General features: G+C 64.6%; 20 protein-coding genes. 8 read left to right on the top strand and 12 right to left on the bottom strand.

Going from position 1 to position 24,189, the window contains the following annotated elements; genetic code table 11:
• Positions 1 to 593 (top strand): helix-turn-helix transcriptional regulator (locus tag NP3_RS41210; RefSeq protein ID WP_169814671.1); only part of this gene is annotated, 593 nt, incomplete at its 5' end.
• A gap of 335 nt (positions 594 to 928) precedes the next feature.
• Here NP3_RS41210 and NP3_RS48645 read toward each other — a convergent pair.
• Genes NP3_RS48645 through NP3_RS41190 form a run of 4 tightly spaced genes read right to left on the bottom strand, consistent with a single transcriptional unit; the run spans position 929 to position 5,992 of the window.
• Positions 929 to 2,161, bottom strand: a complete 1,233-nt coding sequence (locus tag NP3_RS48645) for a TniQ family protein (RefSeq protein ID WP_157124893.1) — start codon at positions 2,159 to 2,161, stop codon at positions 929 to 931.
• A complete protein-coding gene (locus NP3_RS41200) occupies positions 2,158 to 3,162 on the bottom strand; it encodes an AAA family ATPase (protein WP_063047125.1) in 1,005 nt (334 codons plus the stop codon). The genes NP3_RS48645 and NP3_RS41200 overlap by 4 nt, the downstream gene beginning before the upstream one ends.
• Positions 3,159 to 5,237, bottom strand: coding sequence for a TnsB C-terminal domain-containing protein (locus NP3_RS41195; protein WP_218025042.1), 2,079 nt, complete (start codon positions 5,235 to 5,237; stop codon positions 3,159 to 3,161). The genes NP3_RS41200 and NP3_RS41195 overlap by 4 nt, the downstream gene beginning before the upstream one ends.
• Complete coding sequence (locus NP3_RS41190) at positions 5,234 to 5,992, bottom strand: TnsA-like heteromeric transposase endonuclease subunit (protein WP_084509610.1); 759 nt, start codon at positions 5,990 to 5,992, stop codon at positions 5,234 to 5,236. Before NP3_RS41190 ends, NP3_RS41195 begins: the two co-directional genes overlap by 4 nt.
• 1,040 nt (positions 5,993 to 7,032) lie before the next feature.
• Here NP3_RS41190 and NP3_RS41185 point away from each other — a divergent pair.
• From NP3_RS41185 to NP3_RS41170, 4 genes are all read left to right on the top strand, one after another.
• Positions 7,033 to 7,623 carry a reverse transcriptase/maturase family protein gene (locus tag NP3_RS41185; protein ID WP_218025041.1) on the top strand — a complete coding sequence of 197 codons (591 nt, stop codon included), beginning with the start codon at positions 7,033 to 7,035 and terminating at the stop codon, positions 7,621 to 7,623.
• A gap of 152 nt (positions 7,624 to 7,775) precedes the next feature.
• Complete coding sequence (locus tag NP3_RS41180; RefSeq protein ID WP_218025040.1) at positions 7,776 to 8,042, top strand: ribbon-helix-helix protein, CopG family; 267 nt, start codon at positions 7,776 to 7,778, stop codon at positions 8,040 to 8,042.
• A 129-nt stretch (positions 8,043 to 8,171) separates the two neighbouring features.
• The gene (locus tag NP3_RS41175) at positions 8,172 to 9,890 is read left to right on the top strand and encodes a recombinase family protein (RefSeq protein ID WP_063047122.1); all 1,719 of its coding nucleotides are present in this window, start codon (positions 8,172 to 8,174) and stop codon (positions 9,888 to 9,890) included.
• Positions 9,796 to 10,953 carry a reverse transcriptase/maturase family protein gene (locus NP3_RS41170; protein ID WP_084509607.1) on the top strand — a complete coding sequence of 386 codons (1,158 nt, stop codon included), beginning with the start codon at positions 9,796 to 9,798 and terminating at the stop codon, positions 10,951 to 10,953. Before NP3_RS41175 ends, NP3_RS41170 begins: the two co-directional genes overlap by 95 nt.
• A gap of 158 nt (positions 10,954 to 11,111) precedes the next feature.
• Here NP3_RS41170 and NP3_RS41165 read toward each other — a convergent pair whose 3' ends face one another.
• Positions 11,112 to 12,635 carry a HEAT repeat domain-containing protein gene (locus NP3_RS41165; protein WP_063047120.1) on the bottom strand — a complete coding sequence of 508 codons (1,524 nt, stop codon included), beginning with the start codon at positions 12,633 to 12,635 and terminating at the stop codon, positions 11,112 to 11,114.
• A 654-nt stretch (positions 12,636 to 13,289) separates the two neighbouring features.
• Between NP3_RS41165 and NP3_RS41160 the strand changes: the two genes are divergently transcribed.
• On the top strand, positions 13,290 to 14,033 hold the full coding sequence (locus NP3_RS41160; RefSeq protein WP_084509606.1) for a reverse transcriptase/maturase family protein: 744 nt from the start codon (positions 13,290 to 13,292) through the stop codon (positions 14,031 to 14,033).
• Between the two features lie 22 nt (positions 14,034 to 14,055).
• On the opposite strand, the gene NP3_RS41155 is transcribed toward NP3_RS41160, so the two are convergent.
• The 4 genes from NP3_RS41155 to NP3_RS41140 all read right to left on the bottom strand — a co-directional run bounded on the left by NP3_RS41155 (position 14,056) and on the right by NP3_RS41140 (position 17,344).
• Positions 14,056 to 15,060: a tyrosine-type recombinase/integrase gene (locus NP3_RS41155; protein ID WP_063047119.1), complete on the bottom strand. Its 1,005-nt coding sequence runs from the start codon at positions 15,058 to 15,060 to the stop codon at positions 14,056 to 14,058.
• Positions 15,050 to 16,012, bottom strand: coding sequence for a tyrosine-type recombinase/integrase (locus NP3_RS41150; RefSeq protein ID WP_218025038.1), 963 nt, complete (start codon positions 16,010 to 16,012; stop codon positions 15,050 to 15,052). Before NP3_RS41150 ends, NP3_RS41155 begins: the two co-directional genes overlap by 11 nt.
• A gap of 261 nt (positions 16,013 to 16,273) precedes the next feature.
• Entirely contained in the window at positions 16,274 to 16,570 is a 297-nt protein-coding gene (locus NP3_RS41145; RefSeq protein WP_157124892.1) for a hypothetical protein, read from the bottom strand.
• Positions 16,571 to 16,891: 321 nt separating this feature from the next.
• A complete protein-coding gene (locus NP3_RS41140) occupies positions 16,892 to 17,344 on the bottom strand; it encodes a Panacea domain-containing protein (protein WP_063047116.1) in 453 nt (150 codons plus the stop codon).
• Positions 17,345 to 17,662: 318 nt separating this feature from the next.
• Between NP3_RS41140 and NP3_RS41135 the strand changes: the two genes are divergently transcribed.
• Positions 17,663 to 18,484, top strand: a complete 822-nt coding sequence (locus NP3_RS41135) for a hypothetical protein (RefSeq protein WP_063047115.1) — start codon at positions 17,663 to 17,665, stop codon at positions 18,482 to 18,484.
• A 7-nt stretch (positions 18,485 to 18,491) separates the two neighbouring features.
• On the opposite strand, the gene NP3_RS41130 is transcribed toward NP3_RS41135, so the two are convergent.
• The 3 genes from NP3_RS41130 to NP3_RS41120 all read right to left on the bottom strand — a co-directional run bounded on the left by NP3_RS41130 (position 18,492) and on the right by NP3_RS41120 (position 22,252).
• The gene (locus NP3_RS41130) at positions 18,492 to 19,709 is read right to left on the bottom strand and encodes a hypothetical protein (RefSeq protein WP_063047114.1); all 1,218 of its coding nucleotides are present in this window, start codon (positions 19,707 to 19,709) and stop codon (positions 18,492 to 18,494) included.
• Positions 19,710 to 20,451: 742 nt separating this feature from the next.
• A complete protein-coding gene (fdhA, locus tag NP3_RS41125) occupies positions 20,452 to 21,696 on the bottom strand; it encodes a formaldehyde dehydrogenase, glutathione-independent (RefSeq protein WP_063047113.1) in 1,245 nt (414 codons plus the stop codon).
• Positions 21,697 to 21,850: 154 nt separating this feature from the next.
• Positions 21,851 to 22,252, bottom strand: a complete 402-nt coding sequence (locus NP3_RS41120) for a GlcG/HbpS family heme-binding protein (RefSeq protein ID WP_063047112.1) — start codon at positions 22,250 to 22,252, stop codon at positions 21,851 to 21,853.
• Between the two features lie 153 nt (positions 22,253 to 22,405).
• On the opposite strand from NP3_RS41120, the gene NP3_RS41115 reads away from it, so the two are divergent.
• Positions 22,406 to 23,380: an Lrp/AsnC family transcriptional regulator gene (locus tag NP3_RS41115; protein ID WP_063047126.1), complete on the top strand. Its 975-nt coding sequence runs from the start codon at positions 22,406 to 22,408 to the stop codon at positions 23,378 to 23,380.
• Positions 23,381 to 24,189: the final 809 nt, after the last annotated feature.

The following is a 24,189-nucleotide window of genomic DNA, read 5'->3' as shown; positions in this document are numbered from 1 at the left end:
CCGAGCTCGCGGCCCTGTTCGACGATACCGAGGTCGGGGCGGACGTGGCCGCGCGGCTGCGCCCGTATGCCGATCTGTTCGTTACCGGCGGAGCGGGAATCCTGTTGAACGTCGGCTCGGTACGCACGTACCTCGGAATCGCCCTGGCGGTGAGCGGGCAGCTCGACGACGCCGTGCGCGAACTCCGAAAAGGTATCGCCGCCAACGATAGTGCGGGAACCCCGCCCTACGCCGCGCTGGCCAGATTCGAGCTGGCCCGAATCCTGGCCCGCCGTCGTCGTTCCGGCGACACGGACGAGGCCGTCGCGCTGTGCGCCGGCGTTGCTGCCACCGCCACGCAACTGGGGATGACGCCGCTGCTCAAGCGCGCGGACGAACTCGCGGCAACGCTGCGCGGTGATCACCCGGACGGACTGACCCGTCGCGAGGCCGAGGTCGCCGCGCACGTCGCACGCGGTCTCACCAATCGGCAGATAGCCTCGCTCATGCACATTTCCGAGCGGACGGCCGAAAGTCATGTCCAGCACATCCTCACCAAGCTCCGGCTGACCAACCGCACCCAGGTCGCCGCCTGGGCGGCGCAGCAGCGCTGAACAGCCGTAGCCGCTGGTCCGAGATTCGGGTTCCGCCGCCGGGATGTCCGGCGCATGTGGCTCAGTTGCGGCCGCAGCGCTGTGCGTTCACCGATACCGCGCGCGGCTGTTCGTTCTCAGCTGGATTGACGCAGTAGGTCGGTCGTGAGCTGGGGTGCGTCATTTGGGTGAGAAGGCGGTTGAGAGGTCTTCTCAGCAAGTTGACGTAAGTTGTGGTTCTGTTCACCAGTGGCAGGCGTTCTGGATCGATGGATGTTCTCGGTTCCATCGGGTTGTCGGTGCCGTGGTTGCTGGAAGTTGGTGGGGCGGCTGATTTTGCGGTCATTGCCCTGTGGTCAGTTCGCCGGATGCCGATCTGTGGCTGCTGCGCGGGCGTGCTCGGTATGAGCGGCAATGAGTTTCGCGACCTGGCGTGGCTGCAAGTCGGTTGTGTCGATGATGTGGGCTTCCTGGTTGTGCCAGGAGCGGGCGGCGTTGTAGTCGTCGAGACGCTCGAAGCGCCATGACGAGTTCGGCTTTGTAGGATCGGTTTCGATGCGGCGAAGGAGTTCGTCGTGTTCGGCGTGGAGAACGAAGTGATGCAGTGGGACGCGGGCGTTTTCGAGTCCGGTGCGGATCTCGTGCCAGTATCGGTGGACCAGAACCGATTGGGGGATGATGAGGGTCCCGCCGACGTAGTCGAGGATCTGGGTGGCTGCGGCGACGACCAGTCCGCGCCAGGGTTGCCAGTCCTGGAAGTCGCGGACGGTTTCGGTGGCCAGGACGTGGCGGAGCATGAGCCCGACTTCCTCGGTGTCGAAGATTCGCGATTCGGGTAGCAGCGTGGTCAGTTCCCGTGCGGTTGTGGTCTTTCCGGCGCCGAAGGTCCCGTTCAGCCAGATGATCATGGGATCGAGCGTATCGGGCGGAGGGCGACGGCTGGGTCCGCGACGATCGACGACGTAGGCGTTGACGGCGGTGTAGGCGACGCCGGCGTGATGGTGGTCGAGCAGGTGTTCCCAGATCTCGCGGACGCTGGCAGCGGGGTGGTCGGCGAGGAACGTGTCGACGTGGTCAGCGAGGCCACCGAGACTCGGTCGGCCGCGGTTGGGGTATTTCTTGCGTGGCGGTGGAACAGGTGAGGCCAGAGCTGCTGCGACGGTGCGCCATCCGACGTTGTGCTTGCGTTCGATCGCGCGGCGGGACATCCCGGCGTTGTAGTCACGGCGGATCGCCGCGTAGCGGCGGCGTTTGGCCTCGCTGTTGCGGCGGGCTCGTTCGCGCTGTTCGGCCGCGATGCCGGTGCGTTTGGGGCGGTAGCGGGTGGCGAGTTCGCCGAAGATGCGCAGGATGACCTCGGTGGTGCGGCCGCTCACGGCGGCGAGCTTGCCGGGGTCGATGGGGCCCATTCCTTGTCGGCCGGGTGTGATCAGGCGGCGCAGGTAGCTCGGTGGCAGATGGTTGGCGACGGCGAGGCGGATGACGAAGGATTCCGCGGTCTCGCCTGGCTGCGGCCGCAGCCGGATCGGCAAGGGGGCCAAGATCGGGATGACGGTGTCGTTCGGTTGTTCGGAATGTGTTGTTGTCACAGGGATTTGGTGTGGGCGGCGTGGTCGAGGTCGATAGTGTCGAGGCTGGTTTTGGTGATCTTTTCCGTGCCGGTGAGGATGGCGTCGAGGGCGGCCTCGCGGATCAGCGCCGACAGGCTGCCGATCATTCCGGCGGTGCGTCGGTGCAGGTAGCGATCCATCCCGACGAGGGTGCCGGGTCGGTGCTCGTGCAGGCGCAGAGTGTCTTCCAATGCCGCGACGACGCTGTGCCAGTCGTCGGTGTAGGGGAATCCGGTGGTGCGTAGCAGTGTGTGGCGTCCGGCGATCTGTTCGCCGCGGGTGCCGGAGAACAAGCCTTCGCGTTCGACGTTGATCCCGGAGAACAGGAACGTGGCCGGGATGCGTTCGGCGAAGTATTTCAGCGTGTCCGAAACGTCGGCCCCGGCGCGTGTGGTCAGTGAAATGTTGTGCAGCTCATCGCAGATGACAACGCTGGTGGCGGTGTCGCAGCAGACCCCGCAGACAGCTTCGATGATATCGGTGAGATTCGCGCGCTGGGTGACGGGCAGGCCGAGGAAGCGGGCGAACTCCGCCGCCAGCATCCGCGGTGTCGCAGCGGGCGGGACGGTGATGTAGAGGACCGGGATGCGATCGGATCGGTGCGGATGCCGGGCCCGGTCGGCGGCCTCGTGCATCTTGCCGAACTGAGTGATCGCGGTGGTCTTGCCGGTGCCAGCGGCCCCCGACAGGATCAGCCCGCGCCGGGCGCTGACCGCGTGCCGGTTCAGCAGGGTAAGTCGGCGGCCTTTCTGCGCAACGGCTTTCATGGTCGTGGTGGCGATCACCGTGAGCCGGGTGTGGTAGTCGATGCGGGCTTCGTCGTGGTCGCGGCGGGCATGCTCGCTGAGCACGGCGCGCTCGCCGGGGGCGAGCAGATCAGGGATTGGTGGGTGGTCGCCGGTGAAGTGTCGCCATCCGACCAGTGTGGTCAGTGCCCGGTGGCCTGTGTCGGACGGTTCGCTGTCGGTGGTAGTTGTCACCAGCGTTTTTTCGCTTCCTCGAACGGGTCGAAGATTCCCATCGGGATCACCTTCGCCAGAGGTTCGGCTTCGTCATCAGGGTCGGCTGGTGGGGGTGTTCGCGGCGGGGGCATCGGCCGCGGCGAGGCCGTGACCGCCCGGGTTCGCCCGGCAACCCGCTTGTCCTTCTTCGTCGGCTTGTCCTTCGCCGGTCGGCCGGGGACGGGGCCTTGTTCGGCGGTGTCGAGCAACGCCGCTGCCGCGGCAGCGATCTCGGCTTCGCCGGCCGGGTCTGTGCCGCGTCGTGCCAGGGTCTTTCGGGCGTGGTCCCAGGCTTGTTCTCCGAACGGTGCCGGTCCGGTCCGCAGATGTGTCCACGGGGCCGGGATCCAGCCGCCGTCGCGGTGATCGCGGACCCAGACACGGGTGACGTCGTGTGGGTCGAAATGGACCTCCCACAACCCTTTCCGGGCGTTCACCCCGGAATGCTGACGCCGGTAGGGGGTCAGTTCGGCGCAGTCGTAGGTGCGATGGTTGATCTTGACGCCGTAGGTATTGATCGCCCGCCAGCACGCGGGCAGCAACTCGATGTAGTCCTCGGCTGACAACGGGACCGGGACGTATCCGGCCGTCTCGACCAGCACGGCGTATTTCTCGTTCGGGGACAACGCTTTTCCGGGCATCAGCGGATCACGCAGTCCGTCGTGCTCGCGGACCGCCCATGCCGCGACCAGCCACTCATCCAGCAGTTCCTGCAGCTCGAGCATCGACCACACTGCCTCGGCCTGCGAGTCGCGCCCGCGGCGTTCGACGCTGTTGCCGACGTATCCGGCAACATATTGGGCGAACAGGGTGTCCACCGAGCTGAAACTGGACTCGACGGTGCCCTTTTCCCAAGGAGAGCCCTCGTGGGTGGGCTGGAAGTTCACCCCCAACGCCCGGCAGGCGTTGCGGAAAGTCGCTGAGACGAACACCTTGCCGTGATCTGTGACGATCGTTTCCGGCACGATCACCGGGCGTGCCGCGGCATGCTCGAGTCGTTCGTCGATGCCGGTCAGGCGACGGTGCGGAAGCACCGACCGGGACATGCGCAGCGCGTCGGCCCAGCCCGGCCGCATCGGCTCGGGCGTCAGGCAGCGTGCCAGCAACAACGCCGCGTCGGCTGCCTTCGTCGACGGCAGCAGCACCGCCGCCGGGACCGACCTGGTTGCCTGGTCGATGATCCAGGTCAGTTCGACGCGGTCGGTCATCCCGTTGTCCAGCACGACCGCGATGTTCAACGGGGTGGAGTCGATCAGCATCCACTCGCCCGGCCGCAGCGCGGACCGGCGGCCGAACGGCCCGGCCGGCGACTTGGCTGCCGACCGGCGCGTGCGTGCCGACCCGAACGTGTGCTTGCCCGCCGAGATTCGTTGGGCCAGACGGTAGAACGTCGCCTGCGACGGCATCGCCTCCGCCACCTGCTCCGGGGTCAGGCCGTGTTCGTCGGCCAGGATCTTCTCCACCCGCCGCCGCAGTCTGCTCACCGTGCCGGTCGAGCGGTCGGTCTCACCCGCGACCGCCGCGCGGGCCGCTTCCACCACCCTCTCGTCGACCCTGCTGGCCCGCCGGCCGTTGGTCCGCCCGTCGACCAGGCCCAGCAGTCCTTCGGTCTGATAGTTGCGGCGCATCCGCTGTAACCTGCGCAGTGGCACCGGATTTCCAGCTGCGGCCAGCTCGGCGACCTTGGCGAGCTCTCGCTGCCGCAACGTGTGGGTGGCCGTGTCGTATTCCGGCCGCGGCATCGCGCCGGGACCGGCTTGCGGCGGCAGCCCGGACAAGACCTCCACCAGATGCTGTTCCCACCACATGGCCTGTTCGACCACTTCCGCAGCGAATCCCTCCAGCATCTGCTGCGAGGGAATCGGTGCCCGCGCAGCATCCACGACCGCGAATCCGGGATCGGTGAAAAGCACCACCTGCTCCGCGACGAACTCCCCACCGGACGAGTCGACCAGCTCGACCGTGGTGCCCGCCACCGCCGATACCGTGTAGCATCCATCCCCGAGGCGAATCTCGGTGCCGGGGTGCAGATCCGGTGGCCGTGACACCGTCATCGTATATTTCCTGCAGCGGTGACCAGGGTCGTAGCGGTCAGCGGTTCGGCCGTCAGATCCGCGGTCAATGCGCTCGACCACAGCAGGTGGAACAGCACCGGCAGCACCGCGATCGGGTCCCCGGTCTGTTCGGCCGTCGCCAGCAGTGGCGCTGGCTGTGCGAACAGGCGCATCAGGGCGCCCGCGTATTCGTGGTTGCGGCAGCGTGGATGCCGGTAACCGGCCAGCCAGCGCAGATTCGCCGCCAGCACCGCATCCAGCTCCCCGACCCGCCGATACCGCCAGCCGATCTGCTCACACGCCAGCGCGGTGACTGCGAACGAGTCGGCGTCCTGCGCTCCGATCGCATCATCGGCGCGGACGTCGATCACCACGCCCGTCCCGTCGACCAGCCGCGCGAAGTAATCCGGGGCGTGGCGACGTTGCCGGATGTCGTCGGACCAATGCAGCCAAAACGGTTGCGAGGCAAACGCAATCACGTCGCTCGCCTGGTCCATGACCATCACGTGGTCGCGTTCCAGCCATGACTCGTATCCCACGAAATCCGCCAGAGTCGCAGCCCACCAGGCACCCTGAAAACTACGCTGACCGGTATAGGAAGGGAACTCGCGGACCGGGGCGGTGCGCTCGAAACGAGTACTCCAGTCCACCGCCGCCAACGGTACCCACCGCTGTTCGGCCCCACGCTCACCGTCAGCCAGGTACTCCAACGAGAACCGGTAACCGAGCGTATGCTCCGGTGTTGAAACAGCCACCGCCACAACACATCCCAAGATCAACCGCACGTCATCCGACCGCAGCACCCTAACGGTCCCGCGTCAGATACGTGAGAAAAACGCAGAATGCGCCGGATTCGTGAGAATCTGCGTCAAGTGCAGCGAGAACGAACAGCGGCCGAGCCGTCGCCCTGTGGCGCAGTGGTCAGTCGGACCGTGGCCGCAGCTGGCCTTCCGCTGCTACGCAAACGTGTGCTCCTCACAGCTGCACAACGATGACGCCGCGGACCCGCGTGGCTACATCGGTGAACCTTGACGTCGTTCATCGGTGAATCCTGACGTCGGTCTCAACGACCAGGATGCTGTATCGGTGAAATCTGACGTCGCGATCGTGCTCGACATCCGGCGTCGGGGCAACTCCGGAACGAGCTCGATGCGGCATGGGAGTGGTGCGCCGCGAGGCGCTTCGTCATATCCCCGGCGCAGCCGGGAAGGATTGGAAGGAGATCCTTGGGTCTGATGACTTACCCGGCGCCGAAAGGTTAACGGGGACAAGAGCATGTCAGGAAACCGGCGACCGAACCCAGGTATCGGGGACGGTGCGTCGGGAGACCCGCGCGATAGGGCGAAAGCTGGATTGCCTGAAGCCCGATCTCCAGACGGTGCAAATGCCCGCCCGTCGGAAATGATGCCTGATCACCGACGCCGTGTCCCGAGCCGGTCCCGCACTCTGGCTGGCTCGCCTTCCGGATGCGGAGCGATGTCCAGTGAGGACATTCAAGGAGATGAGTGGGCCGCCTACGTCGCGCTCGATACGTATGACGAAGACGAACGCGGGATCGCCTAAAGGACGCGAGTCCCATGGCGACGGAGTTCTCGTAGTAGTCGCCGGAGTCACGCCCGGCCAAGGAGGGCGGGAAAGCCGTCTACAGGGCGAAGGGGAACAGGTGACCGGGAGATTCCACGGCTGAGAGGTATGCGAAATGCAGAGTGCCGAAACGGTTTTGGGTGTCCTGAGTGAGCGCGGCAGCAAGGGGCTGCCGCTGGATGAGTTGTATCGACAGTTGTTCAATCCGCAGTTGTATCTGCTGGCCTACGGACGCATCTATGCCAACAAGGGAGCGATGACGCCCGGGGCCACCGCGGAAACCGTGGACGGCATGTCGCTGAACCGGATCGACCGCATCATCGATGCGGTGCGCCACGAGCGCTACCGGTTCAGCCCCGCGCGGCGGGTCTGGATTCCCAAACGCAATGGGAAACTGCGCCCGCTGGGACTGCCGAACTGGTCGGACAAGCTGCTCGGTGAGGTGATCCGGCTGCTGCTGGAAACCTATTACGAGCCGCAGTTTTCCGGCCGTTCCCACGGGTTCCGGCCCTGCCGGGGCTGCCACACCGCTTTGAGCGAGGTGGCCGACACCTGGACCGGGACAACCTGGTTCGTCGAAGGCGATGTCGCCGACTGCTTCGGATCGCTGGATCCTCAAGTGCTCCTTGCGATTCTGGCGGAAAAGATCCACGACAACCGGTTCCTGCGGCTGATGCAGAACATGCTGAAGGCCGGATACCTCGAGGAATGGACATGGAACGCCACCTTGTCGGGTGCACCGCAAGGGGGCGTGGTTACGCCCCCAACGCAGTTGGCAACTTCTGTTTCGATGTCACGTTGAGTTATCGGCGGCTGGAACGGCCGCGTCGTGTTGCGGGGGTGATGTGACATGTCTGGTAGTAGGTTTGTGTCGTGGCTGGAAGTCGTTGCGACGCTGCTGAATTCACCTGTCGTGTCAACGCGGCTGCGGAGTTGGTGGATGCTGGTGTGCCGGTGGCTGATGCTGCGCGCGTGCTGGCGGATCGGTTCGGGTGTTCGCTGCGGCAAGCCCGCCGTTACGTGGATCGCGCCGTCGCCGGTGGACCGATGCCGGTTGCCGAATCCGCGGTGGTATTCAGTATCAAACTCAAACTTCCTGCGGCACTGGCGATTCGGGTGCGTGAACACGCACGAGACTCTGGCAGCACGCTCTCCGAGGTGGTGTCGCAGGCGTTGGCGGAGTTCCTGGTGCAGGGCCGGACACGGCCCGGGGGCCGGTGAACGAGCGGCGGGTCGAGACGGAGTTCGTGTTCGACCGGCACGCGGCCACGGATGTGTCGGTGGCCTACGAGATATTGGTTCCGCAACGACGGGCCCGCATCACGCGGGCTCAGGAAGGACTGCCACCACGTGAGCAGCGCGGTGATCTACGCTCGGGTGTCCTCGGCCCGGCAGAAGAAGAACGAGACGATCGCCTCCCAGATCGCGGCACTGCAGGCGCACGCCGAAACACTCGGGCTCGAGGTGCCTGAGCAGTGGGTGTTCGCCGATGACGGCCAATCCGGTGCCAGCCTGGTCCGGCCGGCGCTGGAACGGCTGCGGGACCTCGTTGCTGGAGTCGGTGTCGATGTGGTGTTGTGCTATTCGCCGGACCGGCTGGCCCGCAAGTTCGCCCTCCAAGCACTGTTGATCGAAGAATTCACCAGGGCCGGAACGAAAGTCGAGTTCGTGCGCGGCCCCCGTGGTGATTCACCGGAGGATCAGTTGCTGGTGCAGTTCCAGGGCATGTTCGCCGAGTACGAGAAAGCCCAGATCATGGAACGGTATCGGCGCGGCAAAACCCACCGCGCCAAGGGCGGGTCGGTCAACGTGCTCGGCGGTGCCCCCTTCGGCTACCGCTACCTGCGCAGAACCGACCATTGCGGTGCGGTTTACGAGATCGTCGAGCACGAGGCCGCCCTGGTCGCGGAGATGTTTCGCCGCTACGCCGACGACGGCGCCTCCATCGCGGATCTGGCCCGCTGGCTCACCGACTCGGGCACCCCGACCCGCACCGGCAAGGATCGCTGGGACCGGTCGGTGATCTGGGCGATGCTGCGCAACCCCGCCTACGCCGGGCGCGCAGTCTTCGGCAAGACCATGGTCGTGCACGAATCGGCAGCATTGAACCGCATCGCCCGGCTGCAGGGCCGTTCGGTGCCGAAACCATCGAAAACCGTGGACCGCCCGCGCGAGGAGTGGATCGAGATCCCGGTCCCGGCGATCGTGACCGCCGAGACATTCGACCGCGTCGCGCAGCGACTGGCCGACAACAAACGCTCCTCAGGGCGAGGCCGCACCGAACCATCACTGCTGCAAGGTATTTCGGCCTGCGCTGCCTGCGGCTACGGCTACTACCGCACCTCCACCCGCACCACGAACAAGAAGATCTACTACTACCGGTGCCTGGGCTCGGACAACTACCGCTACGAAGGCGGGCGGGTCTGTGACAACAAACCCGTGCGTGCGGACTACCTCGACACCGTCGTCTGGGACCACATCACCGCCCTACTGGCCGACCCGCAACTGATCCACACCGAGATCGACAAACGCCTGCACACCGCGAAAACATCCGATCCCGTCGTCGCTCAACGCAAACGGCTCGACACCGCGCTGGCCAAAGCGCGTTCGGGCATCGCCGCGATGATCGAAGCGTTCGGTGAGCAACTGATCACCATCGACGAGCTGCGCGCCCGCATGCCCGACCTACGCGCCCGCGAAACCGGCCTGCGCAACCAGATCGACGCCCTAGACGCCCAACTCGCCGACCGCGACGCCTACCTCGCACTTGCCGCCGACCTGCAAGGCTTCCTCACCCAACTCAACACCAACGCCGAAACCGCCACCGTCGACGAACGCCGCCGCGTACTGAAACTCCTCGTCAAAGACGTCCTCATCGGACCCGAAAAGATCACCATCCGCCACCGCATCCCCATCCGCGAACGCACCAGCAACAACACACCCTCAACCGGCGACACCGACCAGGAGGGCGAACATTGCCAACTGCGTTGGGGGCGTAGTTTCGCCGATCCTGTGCAACATCTACCTGCACAAACTCGACGAATTCGTCGAGCACACGCTCATCCCTGAATACACAAGGGGGACAAGGCGAACGCGCAACTCCGAGTACGAGCGGATCCGCCATCGGCTGGCGCGGGCCCGCAAACGTGGTGACCGAGATACAGTGCGGCAGCTACGCGCACAGCAGGCCCGCCTGCCCAGCGTCGACTGCCGAGATCCCAGCTACCGCCGACTGCGATACGTCCGCTACGCCGACGACGTTCTGCTCGGATTCGCCGGACCGAAACACGAGGCCGAGGACATCAAACAGCGACTGACCGGATTCATGCGCGACGAACTGCGCTTGGACCTGTCACAGCAGAAAACGCTGATCACGCACGCGCGCACCCACGCGGCACGTTTCCTCGGATACGAGATCACCACCCAAACCGGCACCGGCGGCCGCAAAACCGCCGAAGGCTCCATCCGACTGCGGGTGCCGATCCCGGTGGTCAAATCCTCGTGCGCGACCTACCTGCGCGGCGGCAAACCCGCCGCGCAGCGCGCCCTGCAGAACAGGCACGATCACGACATCGTCGCCGCGTTCGGGACGCGATACAGGGGCATCGTCAACTATTACCTGCTCGCCGCAGACGTCTACCGTCTGGAACGGGTGAGGTGGACGATGCAAACCTCGATGCTGAAAACGCTTGCAGGCAAGCATAAATCGTCAGTGGCCAAGATGGCGGTCCGCTACCGGGCCACCATCGAAACCCCCGACGGGACGCGCACCTGCTTCGAAGCTGCACGGCACCGCGGCAACCGCAAACCCCAGGTCGCACGGTTCGGAGGCATTCCCCTCTCCCGGCGAAAGACCGCGATCCTCACCGATCGCGTTCCCAGCCGAAATCCCTTGCCCCGCAAGGAGATCATCACCCGGCTCCAGCGGAGCGCTTGCGAACTCTGCGGAATCCACGGCGAAGTGCACGCGCACCACGTCGCGAAACTGTCCGAGCTCGCTCCACCCGGCCAAAACCAACCGGAATGGGCCAGACTCATGGCATCCCGGCGCCGCAAGACCCTCGTCGTCTGCCCGCCCTGCCACGAGCTGATCCACACCGACCCGGCGCAGGTCACACCCCTCACAACATAGGTCACTGGAGAGCCGGATGCCGGGAAAGCTGGCACGTCCGGTTCGGCGGGAGGCCGTGAAGAAAAGGACCCGCCCAACGCGGGCACCTCGCTACACGGCCTACCCAACCGTTGACCGAGGCGGACAACGGACGGCTACTTGGAGCCTGGAAGGCGGCTTCATTTCTCGGTGCTGCGTCGCAGGGGAAGAACGCCGCGATGTCTGCCGCCTTGCCGACCGCGTTCGGTGAGCGCTACGACGCCGTGACCTGTGATCCTGGTGCGCGGGCCCAGACCACGTGGCCCGATCGAGGCCCTTTCGGCGATACGAGACGCGGTCATTTCGTCGGGAATTCCTGTGCGCTGCTGAAACTTCGACCACTCCGCCTGCCACTCAGCGTTCAGATCGATCCGGGGGTCCCGGAAAATACGTTGGTAGATCTCACTACTGATCTCCTCCCACATCTCGGGTGCGAAACCATGCCCACCCAGCCACTCCGACACCGACTCCGCACGAAGCCCCTGCTCCGACGGATGCGGATCGTGATCCAGATACAGATCCAGATCACTGACACCGTCATCTTGGTGTGCTTGTCGTTTGATTTCACCGTTCTCGGCGATGCACCAGCCACCCCACTCGTAGGAATCGACCTCCTTGTACCAATGCGCGGCACCGAATCGCGCGCTCAACTCCACAGCCCGTTCCTCTCTGGAGGGCCGCGCTTGCTCCTCGAGCCAGCGGGCTCCGTCCTCCTCGGACTGGTCAGCGTAGAAAGAGGTGAAGAAATCTTCTTCCCGCGCTTGGCGAATCCGGTTCTCATCACGCGGGTAATGCGATATCGGATCGCCGAACACCAGCGTCCAACCGTCGAGAGCGGGACTGACATAGACCCGATCGCATTGCGCCCACGTGTACAGCAGGTCCCGATTCTCGCGAGCCACCGCGGTCCCCATTGCCGCGGTCGCCGGAACCGGATCCGAGAGTCCGAACGCGTCGAGTACGGCGGCTTGATCCTCGGTGGGCAGCGCCCACCACAGACAGCAGGTCCAGGACGGGATACTGGGCAGGGCCCGGGCGATCTCGGCGTTCACGAACCGGGCGAGCAGCACGAGGTCGGTGGAATCGATGGTGTTCCAGCCGATCGTGGCCAGCGCCTCCAGCGCCGCCCGCCGTGTGGGCAGGGAGGAACGCCTGATCTGCTGTAGCACCGGCACCAGCTGCGTGCCGAAAGCGGCGAACGATTTCGCGGCCGCGTCGCGTACTCTGCGGTCGCTGTCGCCCAGCAGCACCGCGAGCACGAACCCATGATCGGCGATGCCGCGGGAGCCGATGTCGTCGGCGACCCGTTCCCGCACGGCGAAGTCCGCACTGAAACTGTCCTTGGCGTAGACGGCGGCATCATGGAGGCGCGCTATGCCCAGCAAGCGGCACAGGCGATACTCGGTGGGGCTCATGGCTTCGGTCGAACCAGCCTCCGTGCGAATACCACTGAGGGTACCCAGCACCGGCTCGTAGATGAGCGGGCCGAGCCGGTCGAGCACCTGAGTACACGCCGTGGCCATGGATTCCGAGTCGGTGGTACACAATTCACCCAAGAGTGCCGGTATCGCGCTACGCCCGGTGGCGACGAGCGAGTCCACCGCTGCCCGACGGGCCTCATCCCTGCCTGTCCCCAACTGCGCGACCCAGTCGTCGATTGCCATCAACTATCCGTAACCCTCCGAACACGCAGGTCTGTTGTCGAACACTGCGTTGTCCACCGTGCCACAGCCTGCCGACAGACTCTGGATGCGCCGGACCCGGACTGAATTCGGCATGAGCGGGGTGCGCCGCGAGGCGCTTCGTCGTATCCCCGGCGCAGCCGGGACGGATTGGAGGGAGGTCTGTGGGTCTGATGACTGACCCTGCGCCGAAAGGCTAAGGGGGACAAGAGCATGTCAGGAAACCGGCGGCCGGGTCCAGGTATCGGGGACGGTGCGTCGGGGGACCCGCGCGATAAGGCGAAAGCTGGATTGCTTGAAGCCTAATCTCCAGACGGTGCAAATGCCCGCCCGTCGGAAAGGTGCCTGCTACCGACACCGTGTCCCGGGCCGGTCTCATCCGCTGGTCGGCCCGCCCTTCCGGACGCGGAGCGATGTCCAGTGAGGACATTCAAGGAGATGAGTGGGCCGCCTACGTCGCGCTCGATACGTACGACGAAGACGAACGCGGGATCGCCTACCGGACGCGAGTCCTAGGGCGACGGAGTCGTCGTAGTAGTCGCCGGAGTCACGCCCGGCCAGGGAGGACGGGAAAGCCGTCTGCAGGGCGAAGGACGACAGGTGATCGGACACCACAGGAACTGGGAGGTATGCGAAATGCAGAGCGCCGCAACGGTGCTGGGTGTCCTCCGTGATCGCGGTAGTAAGGGGCTGCCGCTGGATGAGTTGTATCGGCAGTTGTTCAACCCGCAGTTGTATCTGGTGGCCTACGGACGCATCTACGCCAACACCGGTGCGATGACGCCCGGGGTCACTACCGAAACCGTGGACGGCATGTCGCTGAACCGGATTCACCGCATCATCGACGCGGTGCGCCACGAGCGCTACCGGTTCAGCCCCGCGCGGCGGGTCTGGATTCCCAAACGCAATGGGAAACTGCGCCCTCTGGGACTGCCGACCTGGTCGGACAAACTACTCGGTGAGGTGATCCGCCTGTTGTTGGAGGCGTATTACGAGCCGCGGTTCTCCGGTCGGTCCCACGGGTTCCGACCCGGTCGGGGCTGCCACACCGCCTTGAGCGAGGTGGCTGACACCTGGACCGGGACAACCTGGTTCGTCGAGGGCGACGTCGCCGATTGCTTCGGCAGTCTCGATCACGACGTCATGATCGAGACCCTGGCCGACAAGATCCACGACAACCGGTTTCTGCGGCTGATGCGCAACATGCTCGAGGCCGGATACCTGGAGGATTGGACATGGAATGCCACCGTGTCGGGTGCCCCGCAGGGTGGTTTATGCGCAGCTGCGCATAAACCACCTTATGAACAGCGCTGGGTTATGTGCAGTGCGGCCGGATATGGGCTGGTGACAGCGGATTCCGGGGGCGAGCACTGCGCATAACCCAGCGCGGTGGGTGTTGAGCTCACAGACCGGAGAGCCAGTCGAGGAGTCCGGTGTCGCGGTTCCATTCGGGCAGTTCGTCGGTGATGATGTCGGTGTAAGCGGCTTCGAGGGCTTTGCGTTTGGCCTCCGTGGAGGCGCGCGCGTAGATCTCGGTGGTGGTCAGATCGACGTGGCCGAGGATGTCACGGATGAACGGCAACGCCACGCCTGCCTCGTAGAGATGCATCGCCTTGCTGTGGCGCAGGATATGCGGGCTGAGATCGGCGCCGGCCAGCGCCGGATCTGCGGCGTTGGCTTGATATTTGGTGAGGATCCAGGCGACGCCGCCGCGGCTGAGCTTGCGGTGATGCTGATTGGTGAACAGCGGGTGGTCGTCGTGGCCGGGCCGGTCGAGGCCGTGTTCGGTGAGGTATGCGTTCAGCAGTGCCACGGTGTTGTCGCCGAGCGGGACGTGGCGGGTCTTGCGGCCCTTGCCGGTCAGCACCGCCAATGCTGGGGACTGCGATCGGATGTCGCGGACGGTGAGGTCGGTGAATTCGGAAACCCTGGCGGCGGTGTCATAGAGCGTGGCCAGCAGGGTCGCATCGCGACGGCCTCGCGGGGTGGACCGGTCGGGTGCGGCGAGCAGGCAGCGGGTCTGGGCGACGGTCAGGTGATTCACCCGCGGCTGGGCGTCGCGTTTGGCGGGGACCGCGACAATGCTCTGGCAGCAGGCCATTCGGGCCGGGTCTTGGGATTGCAGCCATCGGAAGAACGAGCTGACCGCGGCGAGGCGCTGGTTGCGGGTCGAGATGCTGTTGTGTCGTTCTGTTTCGAGCCAGTCGAGGAACCCGGTGACCGCGTCGGCGTCGAAGTAGTCGAGGGTGAGCCTGTCGGGCGGGACGGATCTGTTGTCGCGGAACCACGCGATCAGCAGTTTGAAGGTGTCGCGGTAGGAGGCGATGGTGTTGGGTGAACAGCCGCGCAGCCCGGCCAGATGCGCGGTGAGGAAGCGGTGCAGGAGCACCGCGAAATCAGTTGCCATGCCCCGCTCCTGCGGTGACCGGCGCGATGATGTCGCCGTAGGCCCGCGCGACGGCAGCGGTGATGTGCGGGTATGACTCGGCGGTCAACCGCAGGTAATAGTCAGTGTCGGCGATGCTGGAGTGACCCATGTAAGCCTGCAGGACCGGCAGCAACGCGCCGACGTCCATCCCGCGGGCGAACCACGACCGAAGATTGTTGACCGCCATCGTGTGTCGCAGATCATGGACCCGGGGACCGTGGCCCCGGCCGCCGTGCGGGATGCGGGCCTGCCAGAGGAACCGGCGGAAGTTCTTGTCGATGTTGCCGATCGTCAACGGATTTCCTGCTGTGCCGGGGAAGAACCAGTCGCCGCCGGTGCGCCCGGCGACGCCGGCGTGGTAGCCGGCCAGCCTGTCGCGCAGACCAGCGCTGACGGGGACCTGACGGTCTTTGCCGCCCTTGCCATCGCGGATGGTCAGCACCCCGGTGTCGAGGTCGACATCGCCGAAACGCAGCAGCCGGGCTTCGGAAGCGCGCAGCCCGCAGGCGTAGATCGTGCGGAACAGCACCGGCATGACCAGGTGCCGGAAAGGGACCTGACAGTCGTAGTGGCAGAGGTCGGTTCGCCCGAACAGAGCCGCCAGTTCGGAATCGGTGTAGATGTGCGGGACGTAGCGGGCAGGGCGGGGCAACGCCCCGACGGGCAGGAGGTAGGCCCCGGCGCCCCGGCGGCCCAGCCAGCGGGCCAGTTCCCGCACCGGCGCGACCAAACCGTGCAGGGTCGCTGGGGCGACACCGCGCCTGCGGGCGGCGTCGATCCACGCCTCGACCGAGGCTTGGGTAGGTGCCTGTTGTCCGGGAAACCGGTCCGCGGTGAACGCGGCGAAGCGGTTCAGCACCCGCTGTTCGGCGTCGTATTTGTAACCGGTGGCGCGTTTCTCGGTGATCAGCGCGGCGATCGCGTCGGTCATCGGCATGTTCATCGCGACGCCCCGTCCGCCGGTGCATCGGGGTCCAGCGCGCACTGGGTCAGTAGGCTCAGCGAGGATTTCAGGTAGACGCCGGCCGATTCGGCCGTCGGCCGGACACCATGCGGCACAAATGATTCCGACGCGTTATGAACGAATCACAGTGATGTGAGACGTCGTCTTGACCGAACTACTCATCGAGCAGCACGGCCGCTGTCCACTCTGCCGGAACGAACTGCTGTCACCAAACCAACCACCGGAATCTCACCCGTACTTGGTTATCCCGCGGCGGCCGTAGCCGGGCCGGGTGATCACGATCAGCCCCGCAACGATCCGCCAGGACAGGAGATCACCGGGGCGCCAATCCAGCGCTCGCAGAACGGCTTTGTCGACCACGCGGCCGTTGGTGTCGACCGGGCGCACACTGTACACCGCAGTGTGCGCTGGTGGTTGCTCGATGGTCGCCATCGGCAGACCGGCACCGATCCCGCAGGCATCGCCGCCGACGAGCCCGACGGCGGAGAAGGACGGGATCAGCGGAGATAATGTGTCATCGGTCACATCGACCACCGCCGAACGAAGCGAAACCACAGGTGGCGGGGTACGACCAGGACAGAGTGTCCAGGCGATGGCCGGACCCGATTTTGGGGGCATAAATGCCACAGTTAGGTGTCCGGAGGGGGACACATGCGCTAACCACAGAGATCGACCTGCGGAAATGATCGGCCGGCCAGGAGTGGTGGTGGAGGTGGGGCGGTCGGTCCGCTGAGGCAACCGCAAGATCCCCAAACGGCCTGCGGGATCACGCCTCGCATGCCGTAAGCCGGCACCGGTCGCCACGCGAGCGGCGGCCGGTACAGCAAGCTTCCTCCGCGGCGCTGCTCAGCGTTTGTGACTGAAGAAGGAACCGAGCCGATCGAGTGGGATGACATTGTTCCCAGTCGCCTCGAACGTTTCCTTCCAGGGGCTTTCGAGGTGGATGCTATCCCGCGGAGCCGAGGTGGCAAGACTGCCGTAGGTATCCCAGGTGCTGGTCAGGATGGATTCGAACGGTTCGAAGACGTCCCACTCGAGCTCCTCGGGGACGTAGAGAGAGATGTCGATGGGGCCGTGTTCGAACAGCTGCAGATCGTGATAGACGTCGACGACGACCGGGCCCTCGGCCCAGGCCTCGATGGGTTCGTCGAACAGCGGCCTGCCGCTGGTGGCGAGACTGTGACCTTGCGCGTAGTAGAGCAGCTTCTGGACCTGGAGGTTGGTGACTTCGGCATCGACTGTGTCCGCCCAGTACACGAACCACTGCGCGATGTCGTGCGCGGAAAATGATGCAGCCATGTGACCTCTGCGACCGAATCGAACTGTTCGGCCGCGAGTCTATGCACGGGATCCGACAGGGGACTGATGCAGGATCAGGTGCCAGTTACGGTCACGCGGCCTGACTGGCCGGTGTGGTCATGGATGGCCTCGTACTCGGCAGGCGCCAAACGGCCGATGTCGGCAGAATGTGAATTCGAAGCACGCGTGCCGCCATCCGGGTCGTATCCAGCGCAGTGCGATTGGCGCACAATGCCGTTTCGGCGCCGAGCCAACGCTATCTTCCGCTCCACGAGTTAATGTTTCGGGGAGGACTACAAGGTCGACGAGGGGGAGCCGGTGAAGTCATCACCAGTCACTTATCTGTACTGGTCGGATCGACGGATCCGCAATGTCGCGGGTGATTGCGGGATCAAGATCGAGCGCCGTGGGGACATGACGGTGAAGTCGCCTCGGGTCCCCGGCGTCCCGCAGGTGGAATGGAAACAACGCGATCCGGCGCTATCGCGCAGCGCCATCTCGGACAAGATCGAGCGCGGGGTGCGCGGGGACGTGCTTACCGACTTCCGGCCTCGGTCGATCGGCAGATTCGCCAAGGGGACCGGCTCGATATTCTTCAGCGAACTGACCCAGGGCCTCGAAGTGACGATGATCAGCGCGGGCACCGAAGCCCGTACGCCGCAAGGGGAACCCGTCGCCATCTGCATGTTCGGCAGTTTCGAGAACCTCATCGAGGTGCTGACCGACGGCGAGGTCCCGCGCGTTGGATGGTCGTCATCCTCGCTGCGCCACGTAGTGAAGTTCATCGAAACCGAACTATTAGAACCGAACGAATGCTATGGAACCGATGCGGGACTGGCGTATTCGGCCGCGCAAATCGTGTTCGAGAACGGTGGCGACGACCGCTATCCCTGGCGCCGCAGCTTCACCTACGGCCACTTGCGCGACGTCGGCGAGTGGTTCATGGAGGTGTTTCTCGATATCTGGATAGCACCCGATGAGGTTCCATCCCAATATAACTCGCTATTCCGCTTCCGTCGCATCATCGTCGGCGCACCGCTGTGGATTCGGACACCCAGCGCGAAGGCCCTGCGGGTCTACAACCGGTGCCGACTCGAGGAACTGGACGCCGAAGCGAGACGAACCCCCGGCGTGTGGTGACGATTCTTCACCGCCGCGGCAACGCGATACGACGCATCGAGTGTTTTAGACGGTCGACGAACCGCTGTAAAGCGTGCGAGGGCAGCCCTGATTCATCGTCCACGGACACGGTCTCCTCAGGGAGGTCTGCGCTGGGAATCGGGCGATGACGGGGGATACGTAACATCCGTGCACCCTCCTCGTGCACGAGATCGGAGGTGTAATCGCGCACGTGCCAGCGCCGGACCGGACCTCCCGCGAGCATCTCCAACTCCTCGTGCGTACAGGGGCCGAGCCGGAATCCGGACAAGGCGTCAGGATCCGTGAAGCGGCTGATCCAGCACATATCACGCTCGCTACCGGACTCGGGCGAATATCCGAACTGACCGGCGGCGTCGTAGGTAGCCCAGATGATCCGATGGGACGTGACGTCGCCGAGCAGCTTGTGGCTCACCATCTTCGCCACCTCGTCGATCCCGTTGGTCAGGCTGGTCGAACGATTGTCGGTGAGGTCGCCGAGCACCACGAGGCGGGTGTCCACGGTCGGCGCGTAGACGCGCACGTGATAGCGGCCCGGTCCATGTGTCCGAGGCAGCGCGTAGACGAGCACAGCCTGCTCGATCAGGGTCGGACCGTCGAAGGTGCCAGCGCAGACGGTGGCCGCCGCGTTGTGGATCTGTCCGACGAGGCCCTGAATATCCGCTGAGAGGCTCGCTACGTCCTCCTCAAGGATCGTTCGCAATCGCTCGACCGTGTCCGCGAGCTGCTGTGCCACACCGGCACTCTCGTCCCTCGCGGTTTCGATCAACAGGCCGGTTGCCAGCCCGCGACCGAGTGCGGCGCTGCTGTCGGTGACGAGTCTGGCTGCCGCGGCGGCAAGCCGGGTGACCTCGCTGAACAGCTCGGCGGCGAACAACGGTTCGGCGAGCCCGCGGCCTTCCAAATGACGGTGGTATCGCGGCCTCTCAAGATAGGCCATCCTGGACGCCGAGTATCGAATGCCGCTGTCGTGTGTCCCGGTGGGGGCCTTGCCCACGCGTGCCGTCGCGTCCTCATCGAGCAGTTCCGTGAGCTCGAGCACGGGCAACTCGTGCAGAATTACCGGCTCCGAGCCATCGTTTGAATCCCAGGAGGAACGGACATGCAGGTGCACCATCGCCACCTGAGCCGCGGTGTCCTGCACCTCGATCCAGCGGCGCAGCGCGCGCAACAGTCTGTCACTGTAGGTTTCCTCGGTCTCAACCATCAATAGCCCCCGGGGTTGGCCTCGGCATCGAATACCATACTGTGCGAAAATCTTTCGTATACCTGCCGGTGCAGGCAGCTTTCGACCTACACTAGCCAGTCTGGCTCGGATTCCTCGATGAGCCCAGGCGGCCAGCGCATCTCGGATAGAGAGCCGCGCGCATCCAGCTCCACGCCGATCTGGTGCAGGGGGTGATCAGCGCATGTCTCCAGGTCAGAAGTGCACTACCCATTGACCATTCGGGCTTCTATCTGGCCTTCCAGCCATTCCAGGGCCGCACTCCTCTCAAGCCCGGCGAATCTCATCAACGTCCCGTACTACTCGAATATCGTTGTAGGCAACAGCTGCCGCGGATAGGTGAGGGAGGGCGTCCGGTGGCCACGATCGAGTCAGCACGACGGGTACATTGGCTTCAAGGCTGGATGGATGAGTTCGACGTCCACTACGAGAAGACGGTTCGGCGTCGCCTAAAGAGCGCCCGCGCTCGGCAGGGTTGTACGCCGAATTCGGTGCTGCGCGCTGATCGCCCGCGGCAGTTCTCGCGACTTACGCGATATTCGGTGGCGACGTCAGCCATCCGTAACTTCAGTGGTGGAATGGAAAGCAAAGGCAGGGAAGACTGGAAGCTCCAGTCCGACGGTCGGATGGGCTGACATCGGACCGGGCTTCCACCGGTGCGCTGCATCGTCGCACTTATGATGTGTCGCACCAGGTTACGAGAAGAACCAACGATCGGGGCTGGTCACGACACGTGCCTGTTTAGGGCAGATTCAGACGGAATCAGGCCGTGTGGATCGATGACATATTTGCGGGCAACGCCGCTATCGAATTCGCTGTAGCCGCGGGGGGCGTCGTCGAGCGAGATCACCGTGGCGTTTACGGCGTCGGCGATGTGCACTCGGTCGGCGAGGATGGCGTTCATCAATTCCCGGTGGTAGGTCATCACGGGGCACTGGCCGGTGGTGAAGGAGAGCGACTTGGCCCAGCCGGTACCCAGGCTCAGCGACAGCGATCCAACTTTGGCGGCGTCGTCGACAGCGCCGGGGTCGCCGGTGACGTACAGGCCCGGGATGCCGATGCCGCCGCCTGCCGCGGTGAGTTCCATCAACGAATTGAATACTGCGGCAGGCTGTTCGCGGCCAGCTTCGCCACCGTGGCCGCGGGCCTCGAACCCGACTGCATCGATCGCGGCGTCGACCTCCGGGACACCTAGGAGTTGTTCGATCTGGTCTTGCGGGGCACCGGCGGAGACGTCGATGGTTTCGCAACCGAATGAGCGGGCTTGTGCGAGCCGGTCGGTGTTGAGGTCGCCGACGATAACTACGGATGCCCCGAGGAGTTGTGCCCCTGCCGCGGCGGCAAGTCCGACAGGTCCCGCGCCGGCGATGTAGACGGTCGAGCCGGCGCGGACGCCTGCGGTGACGGCGCCGTGGAAGCCGGTCGGGAAGATGTCCGAGAGCATGGTCAGGTCGCGGATCTTGGCCATGGCCTGGTCTTTGTCCGGGAACCGCAGCAGATTGAAGTCGGCGTAGGGTGCCATGACGTATTCGGCTTGCCCACCGACCCAGCCGCCCATATCGACGTATCCGTACGCCGATCCCGGGCGGTCGGGGTTGACGTTGAGGCATATGCCGGTTTTGCGTTCTTTGCAGTTGCGGCACCTGCCGCAGGCGATATTGAACGGCACCGAGCACAGATCGCCGACCTTGATGAATTCCACGTCCCGGCCGACTTCGATTACCTCACCTGTGATCTCGTGTCCGAGGACGAGACCTGCGGGGGCGGTGGTGCGCCCGCGGACCATGTGCTGGTCGCTGCCGCAGATGTTGGTGGATACCACTTTGAGGATGACGCCGTGCTCGCATTTGCGTCCGACATTCGCCGGGTTCACGCCGGGGCCGTCTTGGAGTTCGAGTTTGGGAAACGGGATGTCTTGCACTTCCGTCTTGCCTGGGCCGGCGTAGGTGACTGCGCGATTGTTGGCCATAGTTGGTTACCTCTTCTTCCACATAGAGAGCGTCCGCGGTTCATGTGTGCGCATCGATGGAGCGCACGATAAGGAGGTGGGGACAGGAAACCGGGGCGAGTCCAGCGTTGCGGGATCGCGCCCCGGATACGCGAGTGCGACGGCGGAGTTGCGCTCAGATTGCCTTCGCGGCCGCTTCAGCGACGATGACATCCTGTTCAACACTGCCACCGGAGACGCCGACACCGCCGATCGTGTGACCCTCTTCGTCGAGGAGCGGCACGCCACCGCCGAAGGAGATCAGACCGCCGTTGCTGATCTCGATGTTGTACAGCGAGCCGCCGGGCTGGGACAGTTCGCCGATGGCAGCGCTGGGCATACGGAAGAGAACCGAGGTCTTCGCCTTCTTGATCGAGATGTCGATGGAGCCGAGCCAGGCGGAATTCATTCTCGCGAAGTGGACGAGATGTCCGGCCGCATCGACGACGGCGATGTTCATGTCCACGCCGATTTCAGTGGACTTGACGACGGCGGCATTGATCACAGCAGTGGCGCCGGACAAAGTAATGGCGGTCATTGGAGTCCTTCGCGAAGGTGGGGCCGATCAGCGCAATTTGGGCGCTTGATCGGGCTGGGATATTCAGCTGGCCAACTATCGCCGGTAGCCGGGGTTGTGCCGCAGAAGAACCCTGATATCTGGCGTAAACCAGCACAAGAGTACGGTCTGTTGGTGGATTCCATCGAGATCGATCATCTTGACCGGCAGTTGCTGCATGCGCTGCAACTCGATGGGCGGGCACCGTTCAATCGAGTGGCCAGCGCGCTCGGGGTATCCGAGCACACTGTCGGCCGTCGCTACCGGAGGCTGCGCACGAGTGGCCTGTTTGTGGTGGGGGAGCCCGACTCAGAGCGGTTGGGGTACACGCGATGGCTGTTGCGTATTCGCTGTACCCCGGATGCCGTCACCACGATCGCCGACGCGCTTGGACGTCGCGCCGACACCAGTCATGTGTCGGTAGCATCCGGCGGCACCGAGGTCCATTGTTCGATCACTACCCACTCGGCCGAAGAGGCCGATGCCATTCTGCTGAGCAAACTTCCACGAACTCCGCGAATGGTCTCCTTCGATGCCCATTGCGTCCTGCGCACGTTCTGTGGAACGCCGCCGAGTTGGTACACCAAACAGGGGGCGCTCGATAGTGACCAGGCGACGGCACTGATGCCGCCCACAGAGGAGACACCTCGAGATATCGACGAGGTCGTTGTGCTGGATGCTGCGGACCATTCGCTGATGAGTGCGCTGGCTGTCGATGGGCGCGCGACGTTCCCGCAATTGACCGCCGCCACAGGCATTTCGGCGTCGAGCCTCAGTCGACATCTGGATCGGTTGCGGGCAGTTGGCGCACTGCACATCTGCTTGGACTACCCGCCGGCAAGACTCGGCTACCAGAAGATGGCGAAACTGTGGCTCCGGGTAGCTCCTGGGGAGCTGGAGTCGATCGGTGAGACTCTCGGCACGCATCCAGAGACAGATCTCGTGGCCGCCACCACCGGCCCGTTCAACCTCGTCGCAACGGTCATCTGCCGCAATGCCAAGCATCTGTACGTCTATCTCAACAACCAGATCGGCGCATTGTCCGGTGTCCAATCGGTCGAGACAGCACCGCTGATTCGCGAGGTCAAGCGCCTCTCGGTGCGGCGGTGAAGACACAAGGTTCGCCACTGTCGCCCGGAGCCGTTCGAAGGTGGTGAACTATCCGGCGGGTGCTAGGAAACTGACTGATGGCGACTGGTCCAGCGTCCCGGGGCATCAGTAGTACTGGACGAACCCGCGGTATTCGGCCCTGTATGTGATGACGACGCTGAAGTTCGTCGTCTAACAACAGCGGCCCGCGTTGCGCGGGTTTGCCTTTACACATGTAGCGGCGTTCCCGGATCACTGTCTTGGGCACGAACCGGCCGATCGCACCGCGGCGTCGAGTGATCTTGTCATCGGAGTGTTGGATCCTGATCTCGTAGCCGAGGAACCGCGCCGCCTGGCTGGCGGCGTCGAACGATCAACGTCTTGGGTTCGGACAGCTAAGCGCGAGTTCCTCGCCGCAGGCACTGAAACGGTCGAGCCGGTCCTTGCACACGACCGGCGATGCAATACCGCGTTGTGGCGCGCCGGAAAGCGTTGCGTGCCACCGCCGGTTCTCCAGCTACCAGGCTTTGTGCATCCGGTCGATCGTGCGAAGTTCTCGACAATGACCACGTCGCGAGACCAAAAGAGTCATCTGGACCTGCGACCGCTTGCCGTGCCAGGTCGCCCTTGCTAACGTTGTCTCGTGATAGGGGCCACTGTTCCGTATAGCGCCACGATGAATGGTGGCTGAGAGCTTCCGACTCGCTGGGGTGCGCTGCGCGCGTGCCGCATGCGTGGACTGTCCGGTGGCGGGCTCAGCGGGACGAACTCGTCTGTCAGAGAAAGTAATTCGAGATTTGTTGAAGAATAATCCGACCGCCGCCCCAGTT

The organism is Nocardia pseudovaccinii NBRC 100343 (assembly GCF_001613225.1).
GTDB classification, from domain to species: Bacteria; Actinomycetota; Actinomycetes; order Mycobacteriales; family Mycobacteriaceae; genus Nocardia; species Nocardia pseudovaccinii.
This window is presented reverse-complemented; position numbering and strand designations above follow the sequence as displayed.

Excerpts from the sequence above, each read along its gene's own strand:
- NP3_RS41195 (WP_218025042.1), bottom strand. The coding sequence starts at position 5,237 with ATGACGGTGTCACGGCCACCGGATCTGCACCCCGGCACCGAGATTCGC.
- NP3_RS41165 (WP_063047120.1), bottom strand. The coding sequence starts at position 12,635 with ATGGCAATCGACGACTGGGTCGCGCAGTTGGGGACAGGCAGGGATGAG.
- NP3_RS41160 (WP_084509606.1), top strand. The coding sequence starts at position 13,290 with ATGCAGAGCGCCGCAACGGTGCTGGGTGTCCTCCGTGATCGCGGTAGT.
- NP3_RS41155 (WP_063047119.1), bottom strand. The coding sequence starts at position 15,060 with ATGGCAACTGATTTCGCGGTGCTCCTGCACCGCTTCCTCACCGCGCAT.
- NP3_RS41150 (WP_218025038.1), bottom strand. The coding sequence starts at position 16,012 with ATGACCGACGCGATCGCCGCGCTGATCACCGAGAAACGCGCCACCGGT.
- NP3_RS41140 (WP_063047116.1), bottom strand. The coding sequence starts at position 17,344 with ATGGCTGCATCATTTTCCGCGCACGACATCGCGCAGTGGTTCGTGTAC.
- NP3_RS41130 (WP_063047114.1), bottom strand. The coding sequence starts at position 19,709 with ATGGTTGAGACCGAGGAAACCTACAGTGACAGACTGTTGCGCGCGCTG.
- fdhA (WP_063047113.1), bottom strand. The coding sequence starts at position 21,696 with ATGGCCAACAATCGCGCAGTCACCTACGCCGGCCCAGGCAAGACGGAA.
- NP3_RS41120 (WP_063047112.1), bottom strand. The coding sequence starts at position 22,252 with ATGACCGCCATTACTTTGTCCGGCGCCACTGCTGTGATCAATGCCGCC.